Raw genomic sequence first — 24,234 nt, forward strand, 5'->3', positions numbered from 1 at the left:
ATGAGCGCACTGACGATTTTTACTGACCGCGAAGCGAGCCAGCCGGTCTGGCACAGTACCGAAGCAGAGGCGATTCGGGAACGCCTGAACGCGAAAGGGGTGCGTTTTGAACGCTGGGAAGCCGATCGCGATCTGGGTGAGAACCCGGATGCGGAAACGGTCATTAAGGCCTATCAGCATGCGATTGATCGGCTGGTGGCTGAGAAGGGCTATCAGAGCTGGGACGTGATCAGTATGCGCGCCGATAATCCGCAGAAAACGGTGCTGCGTGAGAAGTTTCTTTCCGAGCATACGCACGGCGAAGATGAGGTGCGTTTCTTTGTCGAGGGGGCCGGGCTGTTCTGTCTGCATCTTGACGGTGAGATCCTGCAGATCCTCTGCGAAAAGAACGATCTGATCTCAGTGCCTGCGGGCACGCCCCACTGGTTTGATATGGGATCGTCACCGCACTTCACGGCGATCCGGATTTTTGACAACCAGGAAGGCTGGGTGGCGCACTTCACCGGCGATAAGATCGCCGATGCCTATCCGCGTCTGGCCTGATTGGACCACGGCCGGAAAGGGGTTTGCGGTGAGCCTCCGCGCTGCCGCAAACCCCTGATATCGCTTACTGCGGCTGGAAGATGCCGCTCTGCACCTGGTCAGGCGTGACCACCCCCGTGTCGAGTATCCAGCCGCTGATCAGGGCGGCTGGCGTCACATCGAAAGCCGGATTGAAGACTCTGGCCGTTTCCGGTGCCCACTGCACGCTGCCAAAACTGCCCGCCACGCCCGTGACTTCGCTGGCGGCGCGCTGCTCTATCGGGATGGCGGCGCCATCCGGGCAGTGACGATCCAGCGTAGTATGGGGAGCCGCGACGTAGAACGGAATCTGGTGATAGTGGGCCAGCACCGCCAGGCTGTAGGTGCCGATTTTATTGGCCACGTCACCGTTGGCGGCAATGCGGTCGGCACCGACCCAGACCGCATCCACCTCGCCGCGCGCCATCAGGCTGGCGGCCATGGAATCGGTGATCAGGGTATAGGGGATCGCCAGTTCGCCCAGCTCCCACGCGGTTAACCGGCCGCCCTGCAACAGCGGTCGGGTTTCATCCACCCAGACATTTTTGATCCACCCCTGCTGATGCGCACGGGCAATCACGCCCAGCGCGGTGCCCACGCCCGCGGTGGCCAGCCCGCCGGTATTGCAGTGGGTGAGCAGCTGGCTGCCCGGTTTGATCCGCGTGCAACCGGCTTCAGCAATCGCATCACAGAGCTGTTTATCCTCCTGCACCAGCCGCCAGGCTTCGTCCGTCAGCGCAGTGACAAACGCCGGCTGGGCCAGCGCCACTTTCATCCGGTCAAGATTGTTCATCAGATTAACGGCGGTTGGCCGGGCGGCACGCAGATGTTCCAGCGCCTGTGCCAGTTCAGCGCGGGTCTGCCCCTGTTCAGCCAGCAGCGCCAGCAGCAGTGAGGCAGAGAGGCCAATCAGCGGCGCACCGCGCACCCGCAGCGCATGAATATGGTCAATCAGCTGCGTGACGCTGTGTGCGGGCAGCCAGTTCTTTTGCTGCGGCAGCGCCTGCTGATCCAGAATCCAGAGCTGATTGTCACGAACCTGTAAGCTGGTGGTTTTAAGTGTCTGCATTGTGGGTGAAATCCATGTTGCGTTAATGATGCGTATTGTGCCAACATGCTGAACGGATGTATAGACGTCTGAACGGCTTATTACACCTGGGTTATCCGCCTTCGATTGATGAGGAACAGGCAATGTCGCAATACCGTACCTTTACTGCTGCTGATGCTGTTGAGTATGCCCGGCAATTTGGCGGCGTGGACGATCCTGCCGCGCTCTGCAGCGCTGAAGAGATTGGTGATGGCAACCTTAATCTGGTGTTCAAAGTTTATGACGATCAGGGCCGGAGCCGGGTGGTGGTCAAGCAGGCATTGCCCTATGTGCGTTGCGTCGGGGAGTCCTGGCCGCTGACGCTGGATCGGGCGAGGCTGGAAGCGCAGACCCTGGTCGAGCACTATAAATATTGTCCGCAGCATACGGTGCAGGTGACGCATTATGATGCGGAGCTGGCGGTGATGGTGATGGAGGATCTCTCCAGTCACCGTATCTGGCGCGGCGAGCTGGTGAAGGGCGCTTACTACCCGGAAGCCGCAGCGCAGTTAGGCGTTTATCTGGCACAGACCCTGTTTCATACCTCCGATTTCGTTCTGCATCCGCATCAGAAAAAGGCGGAAGTGGCGCGTTTCATTAATCCGGAAATGTGTGAAATCACCGAAGATCTCTTCTTTAACGATCCCTACACCGATCATGAGCGTAACAGCTACCCTGAAGCGCTTGAGCCGCTGGTGGCCAGCCTGCGCAACGACGATGCGCTGCGCATTGCCGTCGGCGGGCTGAAGCATCGCTTTTTTGCGCATGCCGAAGCGCTGCTGCATGGCGATATTCATAGCGGCTCGATTTTCGTGGCTGACGGCAGCCTGAAGGCAATTGATGCGGAGTTCGGTTACTTTGGCCCGATTGGGTTTGATGTCGGAACGGCGATTGGCAACCTGCTGATTAACTACTGCGCGCTGCCGGGGCTGCTGGCTCCACGTGAGGCAGCCGATGCGCGCGAGCAGCGGCTGAGTGATGTCCATCGTCTCTGGTCGACGTTTGCTTCGCATTTTCTGGCGCTGGCGGCAGAGAAAACCCGCGATGAGGCGTTGTCCTGGCCCGGCTATGCGGCGGCGTTTCTGCGCAAGGTCTGGGCGGACACCATCGGTTACTGCGGCACCGAACTGATTCGGCGCACGGTGGGGATGTCCCACGTGGCGGATATGAAGCTGATTGCCGATCCGGCGATGCGCACAGACTGCATTGGTAACGCGATTAATTTAGGACGTACGCTGATCCTGGCTGCCGATCACGTGGAAGATGTGGATGCGCTGATTGCCCGCATCCGCCAGGCGGGATAAAAAAGGCCGACATGATGTCGGCCTCTGAAACAGAGCTGGCTCAGGAAGCATAAGTTCAGCAGCCCGGTGCGGCCATCACACCGGCCTGAACGCTACGCCGCCTCGCTGGTGCGCGACGCAGGCTGAGGCGCTTTCTCCGCCACCGGCACCGCCAGTGCATCTGCCTCAAACTCATCCACGTTGATGGAGCGCAGACGGCTGGCTTCAGCACGCTGCAACACCTCTGCTTCCTTCGCATCGATCCAGCCCTGCTCCAGCGCACGCTTCGCCAGCGCATCCAGACGGGTGAAGGAGAGATGCTGCTTTGTCTGTTTGCACAGGCGGTCATAAATCACTTCGGCTGCCATCACCTCCTGCAGCGCCTGTTCCATCTGACCGGCGGGGTTATTCTCGCCCGGCGTCAGATAGATGCCCCGGCCCAGACGGCTGCGGGTCGCTGACGGCTGTTGCAGCAGTTTTGCCAGCTGGTGATCCAGACGATCAGACGGGGCAGGGCAGTGATGTCCGCCCGCAAAGATAGCCATGCGTAAGGCACCCGCAACCAGCCGGTTCGGGAAGTTGCGCAGCAGATCGTCCATCGCGACCTCCGCCTGATGCAGGGCATCCTGCACGCCCCAGTGAACCAGTGGCAGATCGGCTTCATTACGGCCCTCATCGTCATAGCGTTTCAGGGTGGCTGAGGCAAGATAGAGCTGGCTCAGCACATCGCCCAGGCGCGCCGAGATGCGCTCGCGGCGTTTCAGACTGCCGCCCAGTACCGCCATCGACACATCTGAGAGCAACGCCAGGTTGGCACTGATGCGGTTCAGATGCTGATAGTAGCGACGGGTGGCATCGCGGGTCGGGCTGGCGCTGGTGCGTCCGGCGGTGAATCCCAGCCACAGGCTGCGCACGGTGCTGCTGCCGACGTGGCCGATGTGACTGAACAGCGCATCATCGAAGGCATTAACATCGTTGCTGGCGGCGGCGGCCATCTCCTGCAGAACATATGGATGGCAGCGGATCGCCCCCTGACCAAAGATAATCATGCTGCGGGTCAGGATATTCGCGCCTTCCACCGTGATGGCGATGGGCGCACCCTGATAGGCGCGTGCCAGGAAGTTACTGTTACCCAGCATAATGCCTTTGCCGCCGGCAATGTCCATGGCGTCAATAATGGCGCGCTGGCCGCGGTGGGTGCAGTGATATTTCACAATCGCTGACAGCACCGCCGGTTTTTCACCCTGCATAATCCCGGCGGTTATCAGCGTGGCCGCGGCGTCCATCACATAGGCGTTACCGGCAATGCGTGCCAGCGGCTCTTCAATCCCTTCCATCTTACCGATAGAGAGCCGGAACTGACGACGGATGTGCGCGTAAGCGCCGGTTGCCAGCGCCACACTCTTCAGGCTGCCGGTTGAGTTGGAGGGCAGCGTAATGCCACGGCCCACCGACAGACACTCCACCAGCATCCGCCAGCCCTGTCCGGCCATTTCCGGGCCACCGATGATAAAGTCAATCGGCACAAAGATATCCTTGCCGCGCGTCGGCCCGTTCTGGAACGGCACGTTGAGCGGGAAGTGGCGATGACCAATCTCCACGCCCGGCGTGCTGGTCGGGATCAGGGCACAGGTGATGCCCGGGCTGGCGTTATCGCCCAGCAGATGATCCGGGTCGGTCAGTTTAAAGGCCAGGCCGAGCACAGTGGCGATCGGGGCCAGGGTGATGTAACGCTTGTTCCAGGTCAGCCGCATGCCCAGCACCTGCTCACCCTGCCACTCACCCATGCAGACCACACCGGTATCCGGGATCGCACCGGCATCTGACCCCGCTTCCGGACTGGTCAGCGCAAAGCAGGGGATCTCTTCACCGCGCGCCAGTCGCGGCAGATAGTGATTTTTCTGCGCTTCGGTACCGTAATGCTGCAGCAGTTCGCCCGGACCCAGAGAATTAGGTACACCCACCGTGATCGCCAGAATCCCGGAGACGCCCGCCAGTTTCTGCAGAACGCAGGCCTGCGCATAGGCTGAGAAGGCCAGTCCGCCATACTCTTTTTTAATGATCATCGCGAAGAAACGATGCTCTTTCAGGTAGGCCCAGAGTTCCGGCGGCAGGTCAGCCATCTCATGGGTAATCCGGAAATCGTTCGCCAGGCGGCACGCCTCTTCAACCGGGCCGTCAAGGAAAGCCTGCTCTTCCGGCGTCAGGCGTGGCTGCGGGTAGTTATGCAGCTTCTGCCAGTCCGGCTTGCCCTGAAACAGATCGCCTTCCCACCAGGTGGTGCCCGCATCAATCGCTTCTTTCTCGGTGCGGGACATCGGCGGCATCACCTGCTGGAAGCGCTGTAACATCGGCTGTGAAAAGAGTCTGCGACGCAGCGACGGCAGGTTGAACGGCAGCAGCAGGATCGCCAGCGGCAGCAGGAGCCACGGCGTCCAGAGATGCGCGACCGCCATCGCGGCGGTCCACAGCAGCAGGATCGCGCTGGCGGTCCGCAGCGACAGGCGGTGATAGAAGAGGGCGCCAATCAGCGCCACCGTGGCAAGTATCGAAACAACCATCATAGTGAACCACTCCGCAAGTAGTAAGAGGTCTGACCTGTTATGTAGAGAGGTTTAGAGCAGCCGGGCGGATTTATCAATTTGTTTACATCGCAATTACAACCTGCCTCACAAAAACGGATTTTTGCCGTTTTATTCGACAACCGGTGTCGGAATCCACACCGCTACCGCCGGGTCAGGCGTGGCATGAAGCTTTGCGCTGACCGGCCATTCCGTTAAACTTGCTGCGATTAACCTCTTCTTATAAAGGACATCCCTATGTACCAGGACATCATCCGCTCTGAGCTTAATGAAGCTGCTGATACGCTGAATAAATTCCTCAGCGATGACGCCAATATTCATGCGATCCAACGTGCTGCGGTGCTGCTGGCTGACAGCTTCAAGGCGGGTGGCAAGGTGCTTTCCTGCGGTAACGGCGGCTCCCATTGTGATGCGATGCATTTCGCCGAAGAGCTGACCGGCCGCTATCGTGAAAATCGTCCTGGCTATCCGGCGATTGCCATCTCTGACGTCAGCCATCTCTCCTGCGTCAGTAATGACTTTGGCTATGACTACGTCTTCTCACGCTATGTGGAAGCGGTGGGGCGTCCGGGCGACGTGCTGCTGGGCCTCTCAACGTCGGGCAACTCTGCCAATATCATTAAAGCGGTTGAAGCCGCCCGTGCGCAGGGGATGAAAGTGATCACCCTGACCGGCAAAGATGGCGGTAAGATGGCCGGCAGTGCCGATATTGAGATCCGGGTGCCACACTTTGGTTATGCCGATCGCATTCAGGAGATCCACATCAAGGTGATCCACATCCTGATGCTGCTGGTCGAAAAAGAGATGGTGAAGTAACTGCGCTGGCCTCCTGTCTGACGGGGGGCCGCTTAATCAGAGGCGGTGGCTATGTGCGAATTGCTCGGGATGAGCGCCAATGTTCCCACGGATATCTGTTTCAGCTTTACCGGACTGGTTCAGCGGGGCGGGGGAACCGGGCCTCACAAAGATGGCTGGGGCATTACCTTTTACGAAGATAAAGGCTGCCGTACGTTTAAAGATCCGCTGCCGAGCTTTAACTCTCCGATTGCGCGTCTGGTGCAGGAGTACCCGATCAAGTCGCACTCGGTGGTGGCGCACATCCGTCAGGCGAATCGCGGGCAGGTGTCGCTGGAGAATACCCATCCGTTCACCCGCGAGCTGTGGGGCCGCAACTGGACCTACGCGCACAACGGGCAGCTGAAGGGCTATAAGCAGCTGGAGACCGGCACATTCCGGCCGGTGGGGGAAACGGACAGTGAGAAGGCGTTCTGCTGGATCCTGCATCAGCTGGCGACACGCTATCCGCGCACGCCGGGCAACTGGCCGGCGGTGTTCCGCTTCATTGGCGAGCTGGCCACCGCGCTGCGGCAGAAGGGGGTATTCAACATGCTGCTGTCAGACGGACGTTATCTGATGGCCTTCTGCTCGACCAACCTTTTCTGGATCACCCGTCGCGCCCCGTTTGGCCGGGCGCAGCTGCTCGATCAGGATGTGGAAGTTGATTTTCAGCAGCACACCACGCCGCATGACGTGGTGACGGTGATTGCAACGCAGCCTCTGACGGCCAATGAAACCTGGCAGCGGATTGCGCCAGGTGAATGGGCGCTATTCTGCCTTGGAGAGCGCCAGGAATGAACGGGAAGCGGCTTCGGGACTGGCTAAAACCGGTGCCGGGCTGCTGTTCATCACATATTTCCCGCTGGCGACATTGACCATCGGCGGCTGGTGATACTTCGCAAAGTAAGCGTATCCCGGCTGCAGCTGCTGCCAGAAGCTGGCATAGGTGGAGTAGCGGTGACGCTGCATGTTGCTGTCGGTCATGCGGAACGGATAGATGCTGATGCTGACATCCTGCTGGCCGTTTCGCAGCGCAGCATTCACATAGGTAAAAATCTCATCCATATAGGCGTTGGTCATGGCATAGCAGCCAATCGACTTACAGTCGCCATGGATCATCAGGTAGTTACCGCTGTAACCCTGATTGCGATCGTACTGATTCGGGAAGCCGATGTTGATGGCGCGATAAAAGCGGCTGTCGGGCTTCAGCTGATTCAGCTTCACGTTGTAAAAACCTTCCGGGCTTTTGAAATCGCCTTCACGGCGTTTCGGGCCGAGGCCGCCAGAAAAGTTGCAGATGCGGTAGGTATCCAGCAGGCGATATTCGTTACCGATTTTGCCGTAGAGTTCGAGCGTGCGTTCTTCCTTGAAGATCTGGATGTAGACCGGCGTGCCGAGTAACTGCTTCTTTAATTCTTTGCTGACCGGTGCCGCTGACTGAACGGGGTCGGGTGTCATTGCCATGCTGAGGGCTGGCAGTAAAATCATCGCAAACAGGAGTGCGATTTTGCCCATGCTGTGTATACCTTGAGGTGAAGAGAACATGACACAAATTTTGCGTCTTTGTTGGCATTATCGGAACTATCCGCTACCGCAGCGCAACATTAAACATTGTCTGTTTTTTTAGCAAGACGGCGTCGGCCAAATTCGCGATTTACTGAAGGTTATTCGGCCAGAAATTTGTAAACTTTATTCGCCCGGGCAACAAATATTGCAGTTACCCCTGTCGGCTGTATACTTATCCAGTGCCGGAGGGGGGTATGCGTAAAATCATTCATGTCGATATGGACTGCTTCTATGCCGCAGTGGAGATGCGTGACAATCCCCAGCTGCGCGACATCCCGATCGCCATCGGTGGCAGCCGCGAACGTCGCGGGGTCATCAGCACCGCCAACTACCCGGCCCGCAAATTTGGTGTGCGCAGCGCAATGCCGACCGGCATGGCCCTGAAGCTATGCCCGCATCTGCGCCTTCTGCCAGGGCGTTTCGACGCCTATAAGGAAGCCTCCGCGCAGATCCGCGAAATCTTTTCCCGCTTTACCCCGCTGATTGAACCGCTCTCGCTGGATGAAGCCTATCTGGATGTGACCGACAGCCCGCACTGCCACGGCTCGGCCACGCTGATGGCGCAGGCGATCCGCGCCACGATTTACCGTGAAACCGGGCTGACCGCCTCGGCCGGCATCGCCCCGATCAAGTTTCTGGCCAAGATCGCCTCCGACCTGAATAAGCCGGACGGGCAGTGTGTTATCACCCCGGCAGAGATGCCTGACTTTTTACTGACGCTGCCACTGGCGAAGATCCCCGGCGTAGGCAAAGTCTCTGCAAAGAAGCTCGAAGAGATGGGGCTGGTGACCTGTGGCGACGTGCAGAAGGCCGATTTAGCCCAGCTGCTGAAGCGCTTTGGCAAGTTTGGCCGGGTGCTGTGGGAGCGCAGCCACGGCATTGATGAGCGCGGCGTGATCGTTGAGCGCGAGCGTAAATCGCTTGGGGTCGAGCGTACGCTGGCGGAAGATATCAGCGACTGGGAGGCCTGCCTGGAGATCATCGATTTTCTCTATGCCGAACTCGACCGCCGGCTGACGCAGATCCGACCCGACAGACAGGTGGCGCGTCAGGGCGTCAAACTGAAGTTCAGTGATTTTCAGCAGACCACCCAGGAGCATATCTGGCCGGTGCTGAATAAAGAGGACATGATCGCCATCGCCCGCAAGACCTGGGATGAGCGCCGCGCCGGGCGCGGTGTGCGGCTGGTGGGACTGCACGTGACGATGGTAGATCCCCAGCTGGAACGTCAGCTCCTGCTGGGTTTATAAGTCAGCCTCACCCGCCGGCAGGGCTGACGCCAGATTACTTCTTATATTTCGCGGCCAGGGTGGCGAACCACGGTGCGACAAAATCCTCATTGCTGCCCCAGCCCGGAATGATTTTGTTCAGCGAGGCGACGTTCACCGCGCCAGGCTGGCTGTTCAGCTGCTGCTGAGAGATTGACGCCGCTTTAAACTGATACGTTGCAGGTGTCTCTTCACCGGCAATCTTCTTCGCCACCAGCCGCATATTGACCGCGCCAATGGTTTTAGGATCGACCGCCACCGTCTGCACCCACGGGCTGTTTTTCTCACGCATCAGCTGCAAATCCTGGTTCGAGACATCGATGCTATAGAGCTTGATCTCGGTCCGGCCATTCTCCTGCAGCGCCTTGTAAGCCCCCTGGCTGAATGCATCCCATGCTCCCCAGATGGCGTCGATTTTGCCTTTCGGGTATTTCCCCAGAATCGCACCAATCTTGTTGGCGGTGTCGCCCTGCACGTCAGTTGAAACGGCCCCAATCGACTCCAGCTGATGAATGCCCGGATTCTCTTTCAGCAGTTTTTCATACACCACCTGACGGCGCTCCATCGGCGGGAAACCGGCGACCCACAGCTTGACGATATTCGCCTTGCCGTGGAAATCGTTGATCAGCTGGCCCAGCGACAGCTGCGCCAGCGAGGCATCATCCTGAGCGGTAACGGTGACGCCGGGAATCGGGCTCTCCACCGGGGTATCAAACACCGACAGTTTGATGCCCGCATCGGCAATCCGTTTCACCAGCCCGCTGGCGTAGGGCGCCTTACCGTGCGACAGCACGATGCCGTCATACTTCTGGCTGATCGCCTGATTAACGAAGTCCTGGAAGCGCGCGTCGTCGCCGTTGCTGAGGAAGGTGCTGACCTTAAAGCCAAGCTGGCGACCCTGCTGAATAGCACCGGCTACAAACTGGGTGGTGTTGTCATCGGAGCCGAGATTGCGGATCACCGCAATGCGGATGGGGCCGTCATGACCCGCGATGGCCGCAGGCACCGGGGTGACGGTCTCCGCGAAGGCGGCGCTGGCGTTCAGCAGGCTCAGGGCCAGCAGCGAGAGCGTTATTTTTTGCATTGTTATCAACTCCGGTAGACGCGCCTCAGCGGCGCTGGATATAGGTGATCGCCAGTGCTAAAGCCAGCACCAGCCCTTTGATAATGTCCATGGCGTAGTAGGGCACAGAGAGCATGACCAGACCGTTCTGCAGCACGCCCAGGATCACCGCGCCGACCAGCGTGCCGAACGCATTCGGCTTGCCGGAGCCCGCCAGTGAGAAGCCTATCCACGCCGCCGCGACCGCGTCCATCAGGTAGCCGCTGCCGGCGTTGACCTGGGATGAACCGATGCGCGAGGCGAGCAGAATGCCGCCCAGGCCCGCCAGCAGGGAGGCGATGACGTAAGCCAGTACCCGGTAGCGGGTGGTGCGGATGCCGGAGAGGCGCGCCGCTTCCGGATTGCCGCCCAGCGCATACATCCGGCGACCATGTTTGGTCAGGGAGAGCGCCAGCTGTGCCACGACGGTCACCACCAGCATGATGATGACAATGGTCGGCACCTGACCGAGCAGGCCAAACGCCGCCGGAATGGTGCCTTCCGCCATATCACCGCTCGGCAGCACCATGTTCTCGGTGATCGACCCGCCGAAGCTGTAGGTCATCGCCACCCCCTGAATCACGAAGAGGGTCGCCAGCGTCGCCAGCATGTCGGGGATGCGCAGGATCACAATCAGGAAGGCGTTGAACAGCCCGACCAGCGTGCAGAGCGCCAGGGTGATCAGAATCGCGGTGGTGGTGCCAAAGCCGTACCAGACAAACAGTGAAATCACCAGCGCGTTAGCCAGCGAGGCGGTCGAGCCGACCGACAGATCAAAGCCGCCGACGGTCAGGGAGATAGAGACGCCAACGGCAATGACCGTCACAATCGCAATCGAACGCAGAATGTTGATGATGTTATTGGGTTCAAGGAAGCTGTCGGAAGCCAGCCCAAAAGCGGCGATCAGGATCACCACCGTGAGCAGCATGCCCCATTTATAGAGAAAGTCGAATAGCTGGTGATGCCACGGGGTGGCGGTCAGTTTAAGATGGGTCTCTTTGCTGCTCACGCAGGGGTTCCTCCGGTGGAATAGAGCAAAAGCGTCTCTTCGGTGACGTCGTCTGCAGCCAGTTCAGCCACAATGCGTCCATCCCAGAGCACGCAAATCCGGTCGCATAAGCCGACCAGTTCAGAAAATTCACCCGACGCGTAGATAATCCCTTTACCTTCCCGCGCCAGGCTGTCGATGAGGGTAAACAGTTCGGTTTTGGCTTTGATATCGACGCCTTTGGTCGGCTCATCGAAAATCAGCACGTCGGCGTTATTGCGCAGCCATTTGCCGATCGCCACTTTCTGCTGATTGCCGCCCGACAGGCGGCGCAGCGTCTGAGCCGGACCGGTGGTGCGCACCTGCAGCTGCCGGATAATCTGCTCGGCCCAGCGCCACGCCTGACGATGACCAAACAGGCTCCAGCGCGAAAAGCTGTCATCCGCGCTGACGCTGAGGTTCATCGCGACCGACTCATCAATAAAGATCCCCTCTTTGCGCCGCTCCTCCGGCACCAGCGCCATGCGACGGCTGACCGAATCGTGCGGCGAGCGGGGCTGCCAAGGCTGACCGTGCAGTTCACCCCGGCTGACGCGACTTTGTGTGGCGCCGAACAGGGCTTTGCAGAGTTCGGTTTTCCCCGCGCCGGCCAGGCCGGCAATCCCCAGAATCTCCCCTTTGTGCAGGCGCAGCGAGATAGCCTGCAGCCGCTGCGCATCGTGAAGTCCCTCTACCGCCATCAGCAGCGGCTGCGCCTGCTGTGGACGACGCGGCGGGAAGATGTCGGTCAGCTGATGACCCAGCATCTTCTCAACAATCTGCTCTCCGCTCAGCGCGGCCATCGGGCCGGTTTCAATCAGGCGGCCGTCGCGCAGCACCGTCAGACGGTCACAGATGGCTTTCAGTTCATGGATGCGGTGAGAGATAAAGACCACGCCGATGCCGCTGGCCTGCAGGCGACGGACCACGGCAAACAGTCGCTCACTTTCATGCTGGTCCAGCGGGGCGGTGGGTTCGTCCAGTATCAGGAAGCGGCAGTGGTGCGACAGCGCCCGCGCTAACAGAATCTGCTGCTTTTCCGCCAGCGTGCAGCGCTCCACCAGCCGGTTAACATCCAGCACCACATCGAGCTGAGCCAGCAGCGCCCGCGCCTGACGGCGGATCTCTCCCCAGCGATAGCGGTGACCCGGCTCGGCCAGACGGTCCAGCAGGATGTTTTCCGCCACGCTGAGCTGCGGCACCAGCGCCACATCCACTTCCTGCTGAACCAGATGAATGCCCAGCTGCTTAGCCTCGCGCGGTGTGCGAATGGAGACCGGCTGGCCATCAAGCAGGATCTCGCCGCTGTAGTGGCTGTGCGCGCCGGACAGGATCGCCATCAGCGTGGATTTGCCCGCTCCGTTCGCACCGGTGAGCGCATGAACCGAATGGCCTTCACTGCGGAAATCCACCGACGATAGCGCGGCAAACCCGCCAAAAGCGATGGAGATGTTACGCATCTCAAGGCAGTTTAACCCTGGCATGTGATGACTCTCCTGAAGAATGAGTGGCCGCATTTTTTCCTGAACCTTCAGGCGCGGCAACAGCCGAAAGCGCATAAGCTAGCACGAAATCTTATTAGCCATCCAGACATCCGGACATAATGGCGGCTATAACCAGCGAAGCGCGGGAACTTGGCGGAATAGCGGGGGAAAACGAAAAGAAGGCAGCGAATTATGCTGGGGGAAAGTGGCAGGCATAAAAAAACCAGGCCGGAGCCTGGTTCATTTTTCTGACGACCGGATTACTTTTCTGGCACCACATTCAGCAGGGTGGTCAGCAGTTTCCAGTAAAGGCCAACGCTTTCAATATGCACCTGCTCATCTGGCGAGTGCGGCCCGGTGATGGTCGGCCCAATCGACACCATATCCATGTTCGGGTAAGGCTTCTTGAACAGACCACACTCCAGACCGGCGTGGATCACCTGAATGTTCGGCGTCTTGTCGAACAGGGCGATGTAGGTCTGACGGGTCAGCGCCATGATGGCGGAGTCCGCATCCGGCTGCCAGCCAGGATAGCCGCCTTTCGCTTTGGTCTGCGCACCGGCCAGCTGGCCCAGTGACGTCAGCATCTGCACCACATAATCGCGGCCCGTGTCGATCAGCGAGCGGATCAGGCAGTTGATCTCGGCGTGATCCTCTTCCATCGTCACCACACCGATATTCAGTGACGTTTCAACCACGCCTTTCGCCACGTCTGAATTGCGGATCACGCCGTTTGGCGTGCTGTTCAGCAGGTTCAGGAAGCGATCGCGGCTGTCAGCGCTCAGGGCGGCACCCTGATGCGCCAGCGGCTCGGTGACCAGGGCGATGTTCGGCTCTTTGATACCGTGCTCGTTCTGGATGGCGCTCAGGAACTGCGCCGCCGCCGATTTCAGCGCATCCGCTTTGTGACTTTCAACCGCAACGGTCGCAAAGGCTTCACGCGGAATGGCGTTGCGCAGTGTGCCGCCGGTGAAGGTCAGCAGACGCAGATCCAGTTCAGCCGCGTGGGCCGCCAGGAAGCGCGCCAGCAGCTTGTTGGCGTTGCCGAGGCCCATGTGAATATCGGCGCCGGAGTGACCGCCACGCAGCCCTTTCAGCGTCAGCTTCAGGGTCTGGAACTCAGCAGGCACGGCCTCACGGGTCAGCGGCAGGGAGGAGACGAAGTCGATACCGCCCGCGCAGCCCATGTAGATCTCACCTTCCTCTTCAGAGTCGGTGTTGATCAGGATTTCGGCCTGCAGCCAGTTGGGCTGAAGACCGAATGCGCCATCCATGCCGGTCTCTTCGGTCATGGTCAGCAGCACTTCCAGCGGGCCGTGGGTCAGGCTGTTGTCAGCCAGCACCGCCAGCGCTGAGGCCATACCGATGCCGTTATCGGCACCCAGCGTCGTGCCGCGCGCTTTGACCCACTCGCCATCAATCCACGGCTGAATCGGGTCTTTGGTAAAGTCATGCACGGTGTCGTTATTCTTCTGCGGCACCATATCGAGGTGCGCCTGCAGCGCGACCGGGGTCCGGTTTTCCATGCCAGCGGTGGCGGGCTTGCGAATCAGGATGTTGCCGACCTGATCGCGCTCACACCAGAAGCCCTGCTCTTTAGCCCAGCCGGTGATGTAGCTCGCCAGCGCTTCTTCGTGAAAAGAGGGGTGAGGAATAGAGCAGATCTTAGCGAAAATATCCCACAGCGGCTGTGGAGAGAGTTGAGACAATTCAGACACGACAGGTCTCCTGTGTCAGTGTACCGGCGAGGCCGGACATCGCGAGTTTCCAGTGAAAAATCGCCGTCAGAGAATCTGACGAGCCAGGCCCGAGAATATCACTGTTTTTCACCGGGTGCGCTCCCGGACGCGCTAAAAAGCCGCAACCAGCGCGCGGGTGCTGGTTTTTAGCGCGTCAACTCCTTATAATCTCGCGCAACCTTTTCCCCGTTGCACATTTTTAAGCCACTTCGGTTGGCTGGGATTTCTATTCTATGAGCGAAAAATACGTCGTCACCTGGGACATGCTTCAGATTCATGCCCGTAAACTCGCCCAGCGTCTGCTGCCTGTTGAACAGTGGAAAGGCATCATCGCGGTGAGCCGTGGCGGTCTGGTACCGGCTTCGCTGCTGGCACGTGAACTGGGTATCCGCTATGTCGATACCGTCTGCATCTCCAGCTATGACCACGATCATCAGCGTGAAATGAAAGTGCTGAAGCGCGCAGAAGGCGACGGTGAAGGCTTCATCGTGATCGATGACCTGGTGGACACCGGCGGAACGGCGCAGGCGATTCGTGAGATGTACCCGAAAGCGCGTTTCTGCACCATTTTCGCGAAACCGGCCGGTCGCTCGCTGGTTGACGATTACATCGTCGATATCCCGCAGGATACCTGGATCGAGCAGCCGTGGGATATGGGCGTGGTTTACATCCCGCCGATTGTAAAAAGCTGATTGCGATACCCTCACGTCACAACGCCCGGTTTTCCGGGCGTTGTGCTTTCTGAGCCTCGCACCCCGAATTGCCGTACAGTACACTTAGCCATCGCCGTTTCTGTTGCAGGAGAAGTGAGAATGACGAGCAAAAACCTTAGCGAGGAGCTGTTCAAACCCCGCTTCAAACATCCTGAAACCTCTTCCCTGGTGCGTCGTCAGCATCATGCTACCCCGGATGTGCACTCCACGCTGGACGGAGAGAGCCAGCAGGGCTGGTATCGGATGCTGAATAAGCTGATGTGGACCTGGCGCGGCCTGACGCCGCAGGAGATCAGCGAAGTGCTGGCCCGTATCGCCATCAGCAAGGTTGAGCATACCGATGAGACGCTGCTCGATACGGTGATCGGTTTTCGCAGCGGCAACTGGCATTTCGAGTGGTGCAGACAGGCGGGGATCTGGCAGCAGAAGGCGCTTGAATCTGGCGACGACAGTGAGGCAGGCGACTTCTGGCTGCATGCGGCGCACCTTTACAGCGTCGCCGCCTATCCCTACATAAAAGGGGATGAGCTGGCCGATCAGGCACAGACGCTGGCCAATCGCGCCTATGAAGAGGCGACGCAGCGCCTGCCCGGTGAACTGAAGACCCTGACGTTCGCCATCGCGGGCGGCAGCCCGGTCACCGGCTTTCTGCACATGCCGCCCGGCGTCGAAGCCCCTTATCCCACCGTGCTGTTCTGCGGCGCGCTCGACTCGTTACAGAGCGATCACTACCGTCTTTTCCATGATTATCTGGCGCCTCGCGGTATCGCGATGCTGACCATTGACGTGCCGTCCGTGGGTAACTCGGTGAAATGGACGCTGAATCAGGACACCAGCTTCCTGCATCAGCAGGTGCTGCGTGACCTGACCAATGTGCCCTGGGTCGATCATACGCGTGTGGCGGCGTTTGGTTACCGCTTTGGTGCCAACGTGGCCGTTCGGCTGGCCTATCTTGAATCGCAGCGGCTGCGGGGCGTTGCCTGTCTGGGGCCGATTGTACACGCGCTGCTGACGCAGACGGCGCTGCAGGATAAGATCCCGGATATGTACATGGACATGCTGGCGAGCCGTCTCGGCATGGCCACCGCCTCTGACAGCGCACTGCGCACCGAACTCAATCGCTATTCGCTGAAAACTCAGGGACTGCTGGGACGTCGCACGCCCACGCCGATGCTTTCGGGCTACTGGCAAAACGACCTCTTCAGCCCGGAGGAGGAGAGCAGGCTGATCGCCCGCTCCTCATCGGACGGGAAAGCCCTGCTGATTCCGGTGAAGCCGGTGATGGCCAGTTTCGACAAAGCGCTGAATGAGATTTGCGACTGGCTGGAGAAGCGTTTAAAAAGGTAACTGGCAAAATTTTCACTGTTTGCTACAACTAGTAGCGGAATTTTTCCGGGCTGCCCGGAAATCAGGGCTGTATAGCGGTCAAAACCAATGGAGAATCAGCATGACGTTACCAAGTGGTCATCCCCGCAGTCGCCTGCTTAAGCGTTTTACCGAGCTTGGACCTTATATTCGCGATGGGAAATGTGGCGAAACCCGTTTCTTCTTCGACTGCCTGGCTGCCTGCGTTAATGTGAAACCCGCACCGGAACTGCGTGAGTTCTGGGGCTGGTGGATGGAACTGGAAGCGCAGGCTGACCACTTTACCTATGTCTACCACATCGGCCTGTTCGATAAAGAGGGTGACTGGTCGGTGGCAACCATCAAGGGCAAAGAGAACACGGCGCGCGTGGAGGAGACCTTACGTAACTTCCATACCCGTCTGAAGGCGATGCTGAAGGAGTTAGATCTGGACCTTATTCCGGCCAGCGACTTCGATGAGAAACCGGTGAAGCTGAGCGCCTGAGTCAGCGGAAAAGGGCGGCCTGACCTAGTCGTCAGCGTGCTGAGAAGCCTGAAGCAGAGTGAAACTGGCCGCGATAACGAAACCTGATGCGCAGGGAACCGGGTCAGAAAAGGAAAGCGTCCCGCGCCAGGGACGGCGCGGGCCGAGCGGCCAGGGATTGGCTTAAGCGACTTTCCGTTCTGACCCGGTTCCCTGAGCGGGCTCGATCTCACCGCAGCCTGAGTCAGATTGATTAACAACAAAAGGGCGAGTGAAAACTCGCCCTTTTTTATGCTGTGACCGGCGTGCAACCGCCACATCAGAACTGGTAAGTCATCCCCACCGCGACGATGTCATCGTTGTTGAGCGACAGCGCGTTGTCATCATCCAGCTGGTTGATTTTGTAATCCACGAAGGCCGACATATTTTTGTTGAAGTAATAGGTCGCACCGACGTCGATATATTTCACCAGATCCACATCGCCGATACCGTTTTCGATATCTTTGCCTTTGGTCTGCACATAGCCAATAGACGGACGCAGGCCGAAATCGAACTGATACTGCGCCACCAGTTCGATGTTCTGCGCTTTGTTGGCTGCGCCCGCAACGGAGGCACCCGTGTTGCGGTTGGTGCCGCTGATGGGCGTCATGTTGCGGGTGTCGGTGTAGATCGCCGCCAGGTAGACGCTGTTGGCATCATACTTCACGCCTGCGCCCCAGGAGTCGGCACGGTCACCGCCGCCATAGGCGCGCGCCTGCTGCTGGTTAGTACGGTCAGAGGAGGTGATGGCACTCATCAGGCTCACGCCACTATCACCCAGCGCATAGCCCAGTGAGGCGCCGTAACCGTCGCCGTTCTGACGGTTAATATCGGTGCGGCTGTTGGCGCTGGTAGCGTCGTTTTTGCCCTGATACTGCAGCGCAAATTTCAGTCCATCCACCAGACCAAAGAAGTTGTTGTTACGGTAAGTGGCGACGCCGGTGGCGCGCTGAGTCATGAAGTTATCTGAACGGGCCGTGCCGTCACCGCCAAATTCCGGAAACACGTCGGTCCAGGCCTCAACGTCATACAGCACACCGTAGTTGCGGCCATAGTCCACCGAACCGTACTGCGAAAATTTCAGACCGGCAAAACCGAGGCGGGTTTTGTTGCCATTGTTGGCGTCGCTGCCTTCGGAGTTATTGACGTTGTACTGATATTCCCACTGACCATAACCGGTCATCAGGTCGTTAATCTGTGTCTGACCTTTAAAGCCGATACGGGTATAGGACTTGTCACCATCTGCGCTGGCGTTATCGCTGAAGTAATGTTCCGCTTTCACTTTGCCGTATAAGTCCAGCTTGTTGCCATCTTTGTTATAGATTTCGGCAGCCTGCGCGGCAGAAGCCAGCATCAGCGTAGAGAGGAGCATGGCCAGTGTGCTTTTCTTCATTTGCTATCAATCCCAATGTGAGCGCCGTGTGAACGCCGTAAAAAAATGAAAGTTTTTGTAAAGCACCGACTTTTTACCCGTCAGAGATGAACTTTTTATGACGCTTTTCCTGATTTCTTGTTAACGGTGAACTTTTGGTCTACGCACCTGTCCACGTAATTTCGTGCTTTTCCCCCGCTGGCTGTTGGCTTCCTTATCGACTCCTGTTAAAACGTCCTTTCGTAAAAATTTTTCACTACGGCAGGAAATATGAGTGGCAGTCAGACCTTAGTGGTCAAGTTGGGTACCAGCGTTCTTACCGGCGGATCGCGCCGGTTAAATCGGGCGCACATGGTGGAACTGGTTCGGCAGTGTGCGCAGCAGCACGCCGCAGGCCACCGCATTGTGATCGTCACCTCCGGCGCAATGGCCGCCGGACGCGAACATCTGGGCTACCCCGAACTGCCGCCGACCATCGCCTCAAAGCAGCTGCTGGCTGCGGTGGGGCAGAGCCGTCTGATTCAGCTGTGGGAACAGCTTTTCTCTATCTACGGTATCCATATCGGCCAGATGCTTCTGACCCGCGCCGACATGGAAGATCGCGAACGCTTCCTCAATGCCCGCGACACGCTGCGTGCGCTGCTGGACAACCACATTGTGCCGGTAATCAACGAGAACGACGCCGTCGCCACCGCGGAAATCAAAGTGGGCGACAACGACAATCTCTCGGCGCTGGCGGCGATGCTTGGCGGGGCCGACAAGCTGCTGCTGCTGACCGATCAGCAGGGACTGTTCACCGCCGATCCGCGCAATAATCCCGACGCTGAGCTGATCAGTGATGTCCATGTGATTGATGACGCGTTACGTTCCTTAGCGGGCGGCAGCGTCTCCGGGCTGGGCACCGGTGGAATGTCAACCAAGCTTCAGGCCGCGGATGTGGCCTGCCGCGCCGGCATCGACGTCATCATCGCGTCAGGCAGCCGCACCGGCGTGATCAGCGATGTGATTGAGGGGAAACCGGTGGGCACGCGCTTCCATGCGCAGCAATCGCCGCTGGAAAACCGCAAGCGCTGGATTTTCGGGGCACCCCCGGCCGGTGAGCTGACCGTCGATGATGGTGCGCTGGCGGCCATTATCGAACGCGGCAGCTCGCTGCTGCCGAAAGGGATCCGCGCCATCCAGGGAAATTTCTCGCGCGGTGAAGTGATCCGCATTCGCAGCCTGCAGGGCAGGGACATCGCCCATGGGGTTTCACGCTACAACAGCGACGCAATGCGGATGATCGCCGGGCATCACAGCCAGCAGATCAGCGACATTCTGGGTTATGAATATGGCCCGGTGGCGGTTCACCGCGACGACATGATCGTCAGTTAAGGAGCGGACAATGCTTGAAGAGATGGGAAAAGCGGCGCGTGCCGCAGCGTATACCGTGGCCGATCTGTCGACGGCAGAGAAGAACCAGGTGCTGATGACCATTGCCGACTATCTGGAGGCGGAAAGCGCTGAGATTCTGGCGGCTAACGCGCTGGACTTAGCCGATGCGCGTCAGAATGGCATGAGCGCCGCGCTGATGGATCGGCTGACGCTCAATCCGGAGCGGCTGAGCAGCATTGCCAGCGATGTGCGCAAAGTCTGCCAGCTCGCCGATCCTGTCGGCCAGCTCATTGATGGCGGGCAGCTCGACAGCGGGTTGCGCATCGAACGTCGTCGTGTGCCGCTGGGTGTGGTGGCCGTGATTTATGAGGCGCGGCCAAACGTCACCGTGGATGTTGCCAGCCTCTGCCTGAAAACCGGTAACGCCGCGATTCTGCGCGGCGGAAAAGAGACCTGGCGCACCAATGCGGCCACCGTGCGGGTGATCCAGAAGGCGCTGCAACAGCACGGACTACCGGCGGCAATTGTCCAGGCCATTGAGAACCCCGATCGTGAACTGGTGAATCAGCTGCTGAAGCTGGATCGCTACGTCGATATGCTGATCCCGCGCGGCGGAGCTGGCCTGCATAAGCTGTGCCGGGAAAACTCCACCATTCCGGTGATCACCGGCGGCATTGGCGTCTGCCATATCTACATTGATGAGACGATGGCGATCGAACCGGCGCTTGATCTGATCGTCAACGCCAAGAAACAGCGTCCCAGCGCCTGTAACTCGCTGGAGACCCTGCTGGTGGATCAGGCTATGGCCGATCGTTTCCTGCCCGCTTTCAGCGCGCGTATGGCGCAGGAGGCGATCGCGCTGCATGCTGACAGCAACGTGCTGGCGCAGCTGCAGCAGGGGCCGGCATCGGTCTCGCTGGTCAATCCGCAGCAGTATGACGACGAGTGGCTGTCGCTGGATCTCAACGTCCGGTTAGTGGCAAATATGGACGAGGCGATTGATCACATCCGCACGCACGGCACGCAGCACTCGGATGCCATTCTGACCCGCGACACCCGCAAGGCGATGCGCTTTGTACGCCAGGTTGACTCGTCAGCCGTCTATGTCAACGCCAGCACCCGCTTCACCGATGGCGGGCAGTTCGGTCTGGGGGCTGAAGTGGCGGTGAGTACACAGAAACTGCATGCGCGCGGTCCGATGGGATTAGAGGCGCTGACCACCTATAAATGGATAGCCTGGGGCGACGATACGCTCCGCTCATAATTGCGATAATTTTTAACAAAACGGGAGTCTTTCACAGGCTCCCGTTTTTTTTAGCGTCTCTTTTTCGGGCCAGTGAAAGATAGGATTTTCTGCGCTTCAGTTTCAATTCCGTTCCGGTCACCTTATCGCAGGCCAGATTGCTGGCTGAATTTCACGCAATTTCTTACGGAACATTCCTGAAACACAAGGCGCTATGCGGCCTGAGGCAATATTTTTTGTCCCGTCGCAGGCTGAAGCGGATAATGATAATCAGGAACGCTTGATAAAGCGGTTAGGTAGTAAACGAGCGGTAATATAAAATGAACTGGTAGCAATAATGAAAATAACATCCAGTATCTCTTCTATGGCTGATTATTAACTAATGGTTAAAAAAGAAAGTACAAAACAAGCTTTCACCGCCAGGCTGATAGCGGCCTGTGAGAGTGCCGGCATTGCCGGACATGGACGGAACAAACAGGTTGCCAGCGCCCTGCAGAAGCAGGGCTGTAAAATTTCAACGCCGGGAGTGTGGAAGTGGTTTAACGCGCAGTCAGTGCCTGATGATGGCAACTTACTGGCGCTCAGCGAGCTGCTGGGCGTCCGGGTGGAGTGGCTGCAATATGGGATGGATCAACCCGCAGAGCCGGTGACGCTGAACACGTTTGCCGCCCGGAAAAATGTGTTCCGGGTGGACAGTCTGGACATTGGTCAGCGCAGCGCGGCGGGCCTGCCCGCGCGGGACGAGTTTGTCGAAACCATCCAGGCGATCGAATATGGTCCGGATGAGGCGCGGGTGCTGTTCAACGGTCGCCCGGCGGAAAACATCCGGTTAATCGCGATTAACAGCGACTCGATGGCGGACACCTTTGCGCCGCGCGATCAGCTGTTTGTCGATATCAGCGTGCGGATGTTTGATGGCGACGGCATCTACATCTTTACCCTTGATGAGCAGCTCTACCTCAAGCGTCTGCAACTTCAGCACAAGAAAATTGCTGTGATATCAGACAATAAACGTTATGAGACCTGGTATCTCAATCATGATGACGTCCCCAGCCTGAAGGTTCTGGCAAAAGTGATCATGAGCCAGGCGCGACAGTATCAAATCCTCGGCTGAGCCCGCCTTTAAGGCGTTTCTCAGGCGGGCCGCAAAAAAATAATCGGCATAAATTCATAAATTTAACCAGCGGTAAATAAAAAATTAACCAACAGTGTTTGATAATGCATAAGAACCTGTTAATAATTTGGATATGGATGAACAACGCCGTTCTTTCAGGGATGAGCCGCTCTTAAACAATTGAGGCGCTGCACAAGCGCGAATCATACCACCCAAAAGTCAGTGAACTTTGGGATGGGGTGGATGCGCAAAATGCAGCGTCGTCAGATGCCGTTTATTTCCCCTTCGCTTACTTTCCACCTGGCTGCTCACGCAGCCGGGGGGCGAGCGTGCGATCGTGAATCGCGACATTCGGGCCCGTTCGGTTCGCCGAAAGCTCGCGCCTGCCACCCCATCGCCAAAGACTCATTCACAGGAGGAGTTATGGCGATAATTCACTATGGCAAAAGCGTTTTTGTGGGCAACGCACGTACTCGTCGCCATCGGCGGCGCCAACCTCTCAGCAGCCTGAAACAGAGTATCGACCAGGCCCTGAACTCTCCAGCTGAAACACCTGCCCTGCGGCGCGCAGAACAAATCTGCCAGCGTCAGGTTATCCCGCGCGTGGATCGCGCGATTACTGCACCCCGCATCATCAGCAAAGAGACCCCCGCTTTCGACAACTGCTGTCTGCCTCACGTCCATCTCTACGCCGTGAGCTGAAGCGCAAAAAAACACACCTTTTCGTTCCGGATAACGCTTTGCGTTCTCCAGCTTTCGCTGGGCGTAATCTGCTGAATTACTGTTCAGTTTTGCTGCAGGGTGAGCAGGGCATTCTGCTGCGCCGGACAGGGTAATGATCAGTGGGCGTTATGTATTTCTGTTCACAGGGCTGAATGGGTTTAACCCGTCATTGAGGAGTCGTTATGAGCCAGATAATCGCAGTACTGAACTTTGAAGAAGGGTATGTCGACGCGCCTTACCTCGACACGCTGGGGTTCCCCACGGTGGCCGGTGGCATCCGCATCGGACCCAAGGGCGCCTCGCTGAACAACTATGCGTTCCGGGTGCCACGGCGCGTCGGGGATGTCTGGAAGCAGTGCATTCTCGAAAACAAAATTCAGGAGATGCAGAGCCGGGAACTGCTGCGTAACGCGCTGGCAAAGTGCAATGACGCCCGCACCGATGTGTTGCTGAGCATGGCGTATCAGCTGGGCGTCGACGGGGTCATGCAGTTTAAAAACATGCTCAGCGCCATTGTGGCTGAGAAGTTTGATGAGGCGGCGGACGCGATGATGAACAGCCTGTGGGCCCGTCAGACACCGGGCCGGGCCAGACGTCACGCCGAGATGATGCGCAGCGGAACCTATGCGGTTTACAGGGGGTTGCTATGAGATGGCTCATGTTTCTGGTCGCCGTGCTGACGGCGATCATCATCCTGCTGCTGTTGCAGCGTTTCACCACCCTCCAGTTTGTCTCGCACGCCCGCCTGCTCTTCAGAACCTGGTCAGTCTGGCTGGCGTCGCTGGGATCGATGCTCAGCGCCTGGGCGCAATCCTTTCCTTCTGCCGCCGTTGATGCCTGGAGCGTGCTGCCGGAGGACGTCAAAACGATTCTGCCGCACAACTATCTGGGGCTGGTCGGCGCCTTCATGGTGGCGATGGGCGTCATCGCCCAGTTTGTTCGTCAGAAAAACCTGCTGAACGAGAAGCAGAAGGCCGGAGGAACGCAGCCATGACGCTGATTACAACATTACTGGGCGGCGGCTGGCACTGGCTTGCCGCGCTGGCCGCCGTTATTGCGGCCCTGGGGGCCACTTATTTTGGTGGCAGGAAAGTGGGCAAAGTGCAGCAAAAAGCGCGGAACGACGTCGATAACGCGCAACAGGAGGCGGCCCGCGTGACTGCGGTGGCGCAACAGCAACAACATAACCGCGAGGAGGCTAACCGTGTGGCGACTGATAACCACAGCCTTGATGACGCTGCTGCTCGCGACAAGCTGCAGCAGTCGAAATACCACAAACCCTGAGCCGGTGG

23 protein-coding genes are annotated in these 24,234 nt (G+C 58.5%); 15 read left to right on the top strand and 8 right to left on the bottom strand.

Going from position 1 to position 24,234, the window contains the following annotated elements; genetic code table 11:
• Nucleotides 1–543 (top strand): 1,2-dihydroxy-3-keto-5-methylthiopentene dioxygenase, encoded by a 543-nt coding sequence (locus AC1V0D_RS00165; protein ID WP_009091908.1) that lies wholly within the window; start codon nucleotides 1–3, stop codon nucleotides 541–543.
• Between the two features lie 64 nt (nucleotides 544–607).
• On the opposite strand, the gene mtnA is transcribed toward AC1V0D_RS00165, so the two are convergent.
• The gene (mtnA, locus tag AC1V0D_RS00170) at nucleotides 608–1,630 is read right to left on the bottom strand and encodes an S-methyl-5-thioribose-1-phosphate isomerase (RefSeq protein WP_265137182.1); all 1,023 of its coding nucleotides are present in this window, start codon (nucleotides 1,628–1,630) and stop codon (nucleotides 608–610) included.
• Nucleotides 1,631–1,752: 122 nt separating this feature from the next.
• Between mtnA and mtnK the strand changes: the two genes are divergently transcribed.
• Nucleotides 1,753–2,952, top strand: a complete 1,200-nt coding sequence (mtnK, locus tag AC1V0D_RS00175) for an S-methyl-5-thioribose kinase (protein ID WP_154928048.1) — start codon at nucleotides 1,753–1,755, stop codon at nucleotides 2,950–2,952.
• Between the two features lie 92 nt (nucleotides 2,953–3,044).
• On the opposite strand, the gene fadE is transcribed toward mtnK, so the two are convergent.
• On the bottom strand, nucleotides 3,045–5,495 hold the full coding sequence (fadE, locus tag AC1V0D_RS00180) for an acyl-CoA dehydrogenase FadE (protein ID WP_009091905.1): 2,451 nt from the start codon (nucleotides 5,493–5,495) through the stop codon (nucleotides 3,045–3,047).
• A 255-nt stretch (nucleotides 5,496–5,750) separates the two neighbouring features.
• On the opposite strand from fadE, the gene lpcA reads away from it, so the two are divergent.
• Entirely contained in the window at nucleotides 5,751–6,329 is a 579-nt protein-coding gene (gene lpcA, locus AC1V0D_RS00185; protein WP_009091904.1) for a D-sedoheptulose 7-phosphate isomerase, read from the top strand.
• 51 nt (nucleotides 6,330–6,380) lie between these two features.
• Nucleotides 6,381–7,148, top strand: coding sequence for a class II glutamine amidotransferase (locus AC1V0D_RS00190; RefSeq protein ID WP_009091903.1), 768 nt, complete (start codon nucleotides 6,381–6,383; stop codon nucleotides 7,146–7,148).
• Here the strand turns inward: AC1V0D_RS00190 and dpaA are convergent.
• Complete coding sequence (gene dpaA / locus AC1V0D_RS00195) at nucleotides 7,119–7,865, bottom strand: peptidoglycan meso-diaminopimelic acid protein amidase (protein ID WP_482906792.1); 747 nt, start codon at nucleotides 7,863–7,865, stop codon at nucleotides 7,119–7,121. The two genes, AC1V0D_RS00190 and dpaA, sit on opposite strands and share 30 nt — an antisense overlap.
• A gap of 245 nt (nucleotides 7,866–8,110) precedes the next feature.
• Between dpaA and dinB the strand changes: the two genes are divergently transcribed.
• Nucleotides 8,111–9,166, top strand: coding sequence for a DNA polymerase IV (gene dinB, locus AC1V0D_RS00200; protein WP_482906793.1), 1,056 nt, complete (start codon nucleotides 8,111–8,113; stop codon nucleotides 9,164–9,166).
• Nucleotides 9,167–9,200: 34 nt separating this feature from the next.
• Here dinB and AC1V0D_RS00205 read toward each other — a convergent pair whose 3' ends face one another.
• The 4 genes from AC1V0D_RS00205 to pepD all read right to left on the bottom strand — a co-directional run bounded on the left by AC1V0D_RS00205 (nucleotide 9,201) and on the right by pepD (nucleotide 14,515).
• On the bottom strand, nucleotides 9,201–10,268 hold the full coding sequence (locus tag AC1V0D_RS00205) for a sugar ABC transporter substrate-binding protein (protein WP_482906794.1): 1,068 nt from the start codon (nucleotides 10,266–10,268) through the stop codon (nucleotides 9,201–9,203).
• 25 nt (nucleotides 10,269–10,293) lie between these two features.
• Complete coding sequence (locus tag AC1V0D_RS00210) at nucleotides 10,294–11,295, bottom strand: ABC transporter permease (RefSeq protein ID WP_482906795.1); 1,002 nt, start codon at nucleotides 11,293–11,295, stop codon at nucleotides 10,294–10,296.
• Complete coding sequence (locus AC1V0D_RS00215; RefSeq protein WP_482906796.1) at nucleotides 11,292–12,797, bottom strand: sugar ABC transporter ATP-binding protein; 1,506 nt, start codon at nucleotides 12,795–12,797, stop codon at nucleotides 11,292–11,294. Before AC1V0D_RS00215 ends, AC1V0D_RS00210 begins: the two co-directional genes overlap by 4 nt.
• A gap of 260 nt (nucleotides 12,798–13,057) precedes the next feature.
• Nucleotides 13,058–14,515, bottom strand: coding sequence for a beta-Ala-His dipeptidase (gene pepD / locus AC1V0D_RS00220; RefSeq protein ID WP_009091896.1), 1,458 nt, complete (start codon nucleotides 14,513–14,515; stop codon nucleotides 13,058–13,060).
• A 254-nt stretch (nucleotides 14,516–14,769) separates the two neighbouring features.
• Here pepD and gpt point away from each other — a divergent pair, with 254 nt between their 5' ends.
• The 3 genes from gpt (at nucleotide 14,770) to crl (ending at nucleotide 17,098) form a co-directional block, all read left to right on the top strand.
• Nucleotides 14,770–15,228, top strand: a complete 459-nt coding sequence (gpt, locus tag AC1V0D_RS00225) for a xanthine phosphoribosyltransferase (protein ID WP_009091894.1) — start codon at nucleotides 14,770–14,772, stop codon at nucleotides 15,226–15,228.
• Nucleotides 15,229–15,348: 120 nt separating this feature from the next.
• Nucleotides 15,349–16,596, top strand: coding sequence for an esterase FrsA (frsA, locus tag AC1V0D_RS00230; protein WP_482906797.1), 1,248 nt, complete (start codon nucleotides 15,349–15,351; stop codon nucleotides 16,594–16,596).
• A gap of 100 nt (nucleotides 16,597–16,696) precedes the next feature.
• The gene (gene crl, locus AC1V0D_RS00235) at nucleotides 16,697–17,098 is read left to right on the top strand and encodes a sigma factor-binding protein Crl (protein ID WP_009091890.1); all 402 of its coding nucleotides are present in this window, start codon (nucleotides 16,697–16,699) and stop codon (nucleotides 17,096–17,098) included.
• Between the two features lie 298 nt (nucleotides 17,099–17,396).
• On the opposite strand, the gene ompC is transcribed toward crl, so the two are convergent.
• Nucleotides 17,397–18,509 (bottom strand): porin OmpC, encoded by a 1,113-nt coding sequence (gene ompC, locus AC1V0D_RS00240; protein ID WP_009091888.1) that lies wholly within the window; start codon nucleotides 18,507–18,509, stop codon nucleotides 17,397–17,399.
• Between the two features lie 249 nt (nucleotides 18,510–18,758).
• Between ompC and proB the strand changes: the two genes are divergently transcribed.
• From proB to AC1V0D_RS00275, 7 genes are all read left to right on the top strand, one after another.
• Nucleotides 18,759–19,862 carry a glutamate 5-kinase gene (gene proB, locus AC1V0D_RS00245; RefSeq protein WP_009091886.1) on the top strand — a complete coding sequence of 368 codons (1,104 nt, stop codon included), beginning with the start codon at nucleotides 18,759–18,761 and terminating at the stop codon, nucleotides 19,860–19,862.
• 10 nt (nucleotides 19,863–19,872) lie between these two features.
• Nucleotides 19,873–21,126, top strand: coding sequence for a glutamate-5-semialdehyde dehydrogenase (gene proA / locus AC1V0D_RS00250; RefSeq protein WP_140923338.1), 1,254 nt, complete (start codon nucleotides 19,873–19,875; stop codon nucleotides 21,124–21,126).
• Nucleotides 21,127–21,487: 361 nt separating this feature from the next.
• Complete coding sequence (locus AC1V0D_RS00255) at nucleotides 21,488–22,219, top strand: S24 family peptidase (RefSeq protein ID WP_482906798.1); 732 nt, start codon at nucleotides 21,488–21,490, stop codon at nucleotides 22,217–22,219.
• A 423-nt stretch (nucleotides 22,220–22,642) separates the two neighbouring features.
• Nucleotides 22,643–22,921 (top strand): transcriptional antitermination N peptide, encoded by a 279-nt coding sequence (locus AC1V0D_RS00260; RefSeq protein WP_058956390.1) that lies wholly within the window; start codon nucleotides 22,643–22,645, stop codon nucleotides 22,919–22,921.
• Between the two features lie 203 nt (nucleotides 22,922–23,124).
• Nucleotides 23,125–23,592, top strand: a complete 468-nt coding sequence (locus AC1V0D_RS00265; protein ID WP_009091877.1) for a glycoside hydrolase family protein — start codon at nucleotides 23,125–23,127, stop codon at nucleotides 23,590–23,592.
• On the top strand, nucleotides 23,589–23,936 hold the full coding sequence (locus AC1V0D_RS00270) for a DUF7940 domain-containing protein (RefSeq protein ID WP_046101313.1): 348 nt from the start codon (nucleotides 23,589–23,591) through the stop codon (nucleotides 23,934–23,936). The genes AC1V0D_RS00265 and AC1V0D_RS00270 overlap by 4 nt, the downstream gene beginning before the upstream one ends.
• The gene (locus tag AC1V0D_RS00275; RefSeq protein WP_009091873.1) at nucleotides 23,933–24,226 is read left to right on the top strand and encodes a hypothetical protein; all 294 of its coding nucleotides are present in this window, start codon (nucleotides 23,933–23,935) and stop codon (nucleotides 24,224–24,226) included. The genes AC1V0D_RS00270 and AC1V0D_RS00275 overlap by 4 nt, the downstream gene beginning before the upstream one ends.
• Nucleotides 24,227–24,234 lie beyond the last annotated feature (8 nt).

This window comes from Pantoea sp. PA1 (genome assembly GCF_056856975.1).

Excerpts from the sequence above, each read along its gene's own strand:
- AC1V0D_RS00165 (WP_009091908.1), top strand. The coding sequence starts at position 1 with ATGAGCGCACTGACGATTTTTACTGACCGCGAAGCGAGCCAGCCGGTC.
- AC1V0D_RS00275 (WP_009091873.1), top strand. The coding sequence starts at position 23,933 with ATGACGCTGATTACAACATTACTGGGCGGCGGCTGGCACTGGCTTGCC.
- ompC (WP_009091888.1), bottom strand. The coding sequence starts at position 18,509 with ATGAAGAAAAGCACACTGGCCATGCTCCTCTCTACGCTGATGCTGGCT.
- fadE (WP_009091905.1), bottom strand. The coding sequence starts at position 5,495 with ATGATGGTTGTTTCGATACTTGCCACGGTGGCGCTGATTGGCGCCCTC.
- crl (WP_009091890.1), top strand. The coding sequence starts at position 16,697 with ATGACGTTACCAAGTGGTCATCCCCGCAGTCGCCTGCTTAAGCGTTTT.
- AC1V0D_RS00255 (WP_482906798.1), top strand. The coding sequence starts at position 21,488 with ATGGTTAAAAAAGAAAGTACAAAACAAGCTTTCACCGCCAGGCTGATA.
- frsA (WP_482906797.1), top strand. The coding sequence starts at position 15,349 with ATGACGAGCAAAAACCTTAGCGAGGAGCTGTTCAAACCCCGCTTCAAA.
- mtnA (WP_265137182.1), bottom strand. The coding sequence starts at position 1,630 with ATGCAGACACTTAAAACCACCAGCTTACAGGTTCGTGACAATCAGCTC.
- AC1V0D_RS00215 (WP_482906796.1), bottom strand. The coding sequence starts at position 12,797 with ATGCCAGGGTTAAACTGCCTTGAGATGCGTAACATCTCCATCGCTTTT.
- AC1V0D_RS00270 (WP_046101313.1), top strand. The coding sequence starts at position 23,589 with ATGAGATGGCTCATGTTTCTGGTCGCCGTGCTGACGGCGATCATCATC.
- gpt (WP_009091894.1), top strand. The coding sequence starts at position 14,770 with ATGAGCGAAAAATACGTCGTCACCTGGGACATGCTTCAGATTCATGCC.
- lpcA (WP_009091904.1), top strand. The coding sequence starts at position 5,751 with ATGTACCAGGACATCATCCGCTCTGAGCTTAATGAAGCTGCTGATACG.
- AC1V0D_RS00205 (WP_482906794.1), bottom strand. The coding sequence starts at position 10,268 with ATGCAAAAAATAACGCTCTCGCTGCTGGCCCTGAGCCTGCTGAACGCC.
- AC1V0D_RS00260 (WP_058956390.1), top strand. The coding sequence starts at position 22,643 with ATGGCGATAATTCACTATGGCAAAAGCGTTTTTGTGGGCAACGCACGT.
- proB (WP_009091886.1), top strand. The coding sequence starts at position 18,759 with ATGAGTGGCAGTCAGACCTTAGTGGTCAAGTTGGGTACCAGCGTTCTT.
- proA (WP_140923338.1), top strand. The coding sequence starts at position 19,873 with ATGCTTGAAGAGATGGGAAAAGCGGCGCGTGCCGCAGCGTATACCGTG.
- dpaA (WP_482906792.1), bottom strand. The coding sequence starts at position 7,865 with ATGGGCAAAATCGCACTCCTGTTTGCGATGATTTTACTGCCAGCCCTC.
- dinB (WP_482906793.1), top strand. The coding sequence starts at position 8,111 with ATGCGTAAAATCATTCATGTCGATATGGACTGCTTCTATGCCGCAGTG.
- AC1V0D_RS00190 (WP_009091903.1), top strand. The coding sequence starts at position 6,381 with ATGTGCGAATTGCTCGGGATGAGCGCCAATGTTCCCACGGATATCTGT.
- mtnK (WP_154928048.1), top strand. The coding sequence starts at position 1,753 with ATGTCGCAATACCGTACCTTTACTGCTGCTGATGCTGTTGAGTATGCC.
- AC1V0D_RS00265 (WP_009091877.1), top strand. The coding sequence starts at position 23,125 with ATGAGCCAGATAATCGCAGTACTGAACTTTGAAGAAGGGTATGTCGAC.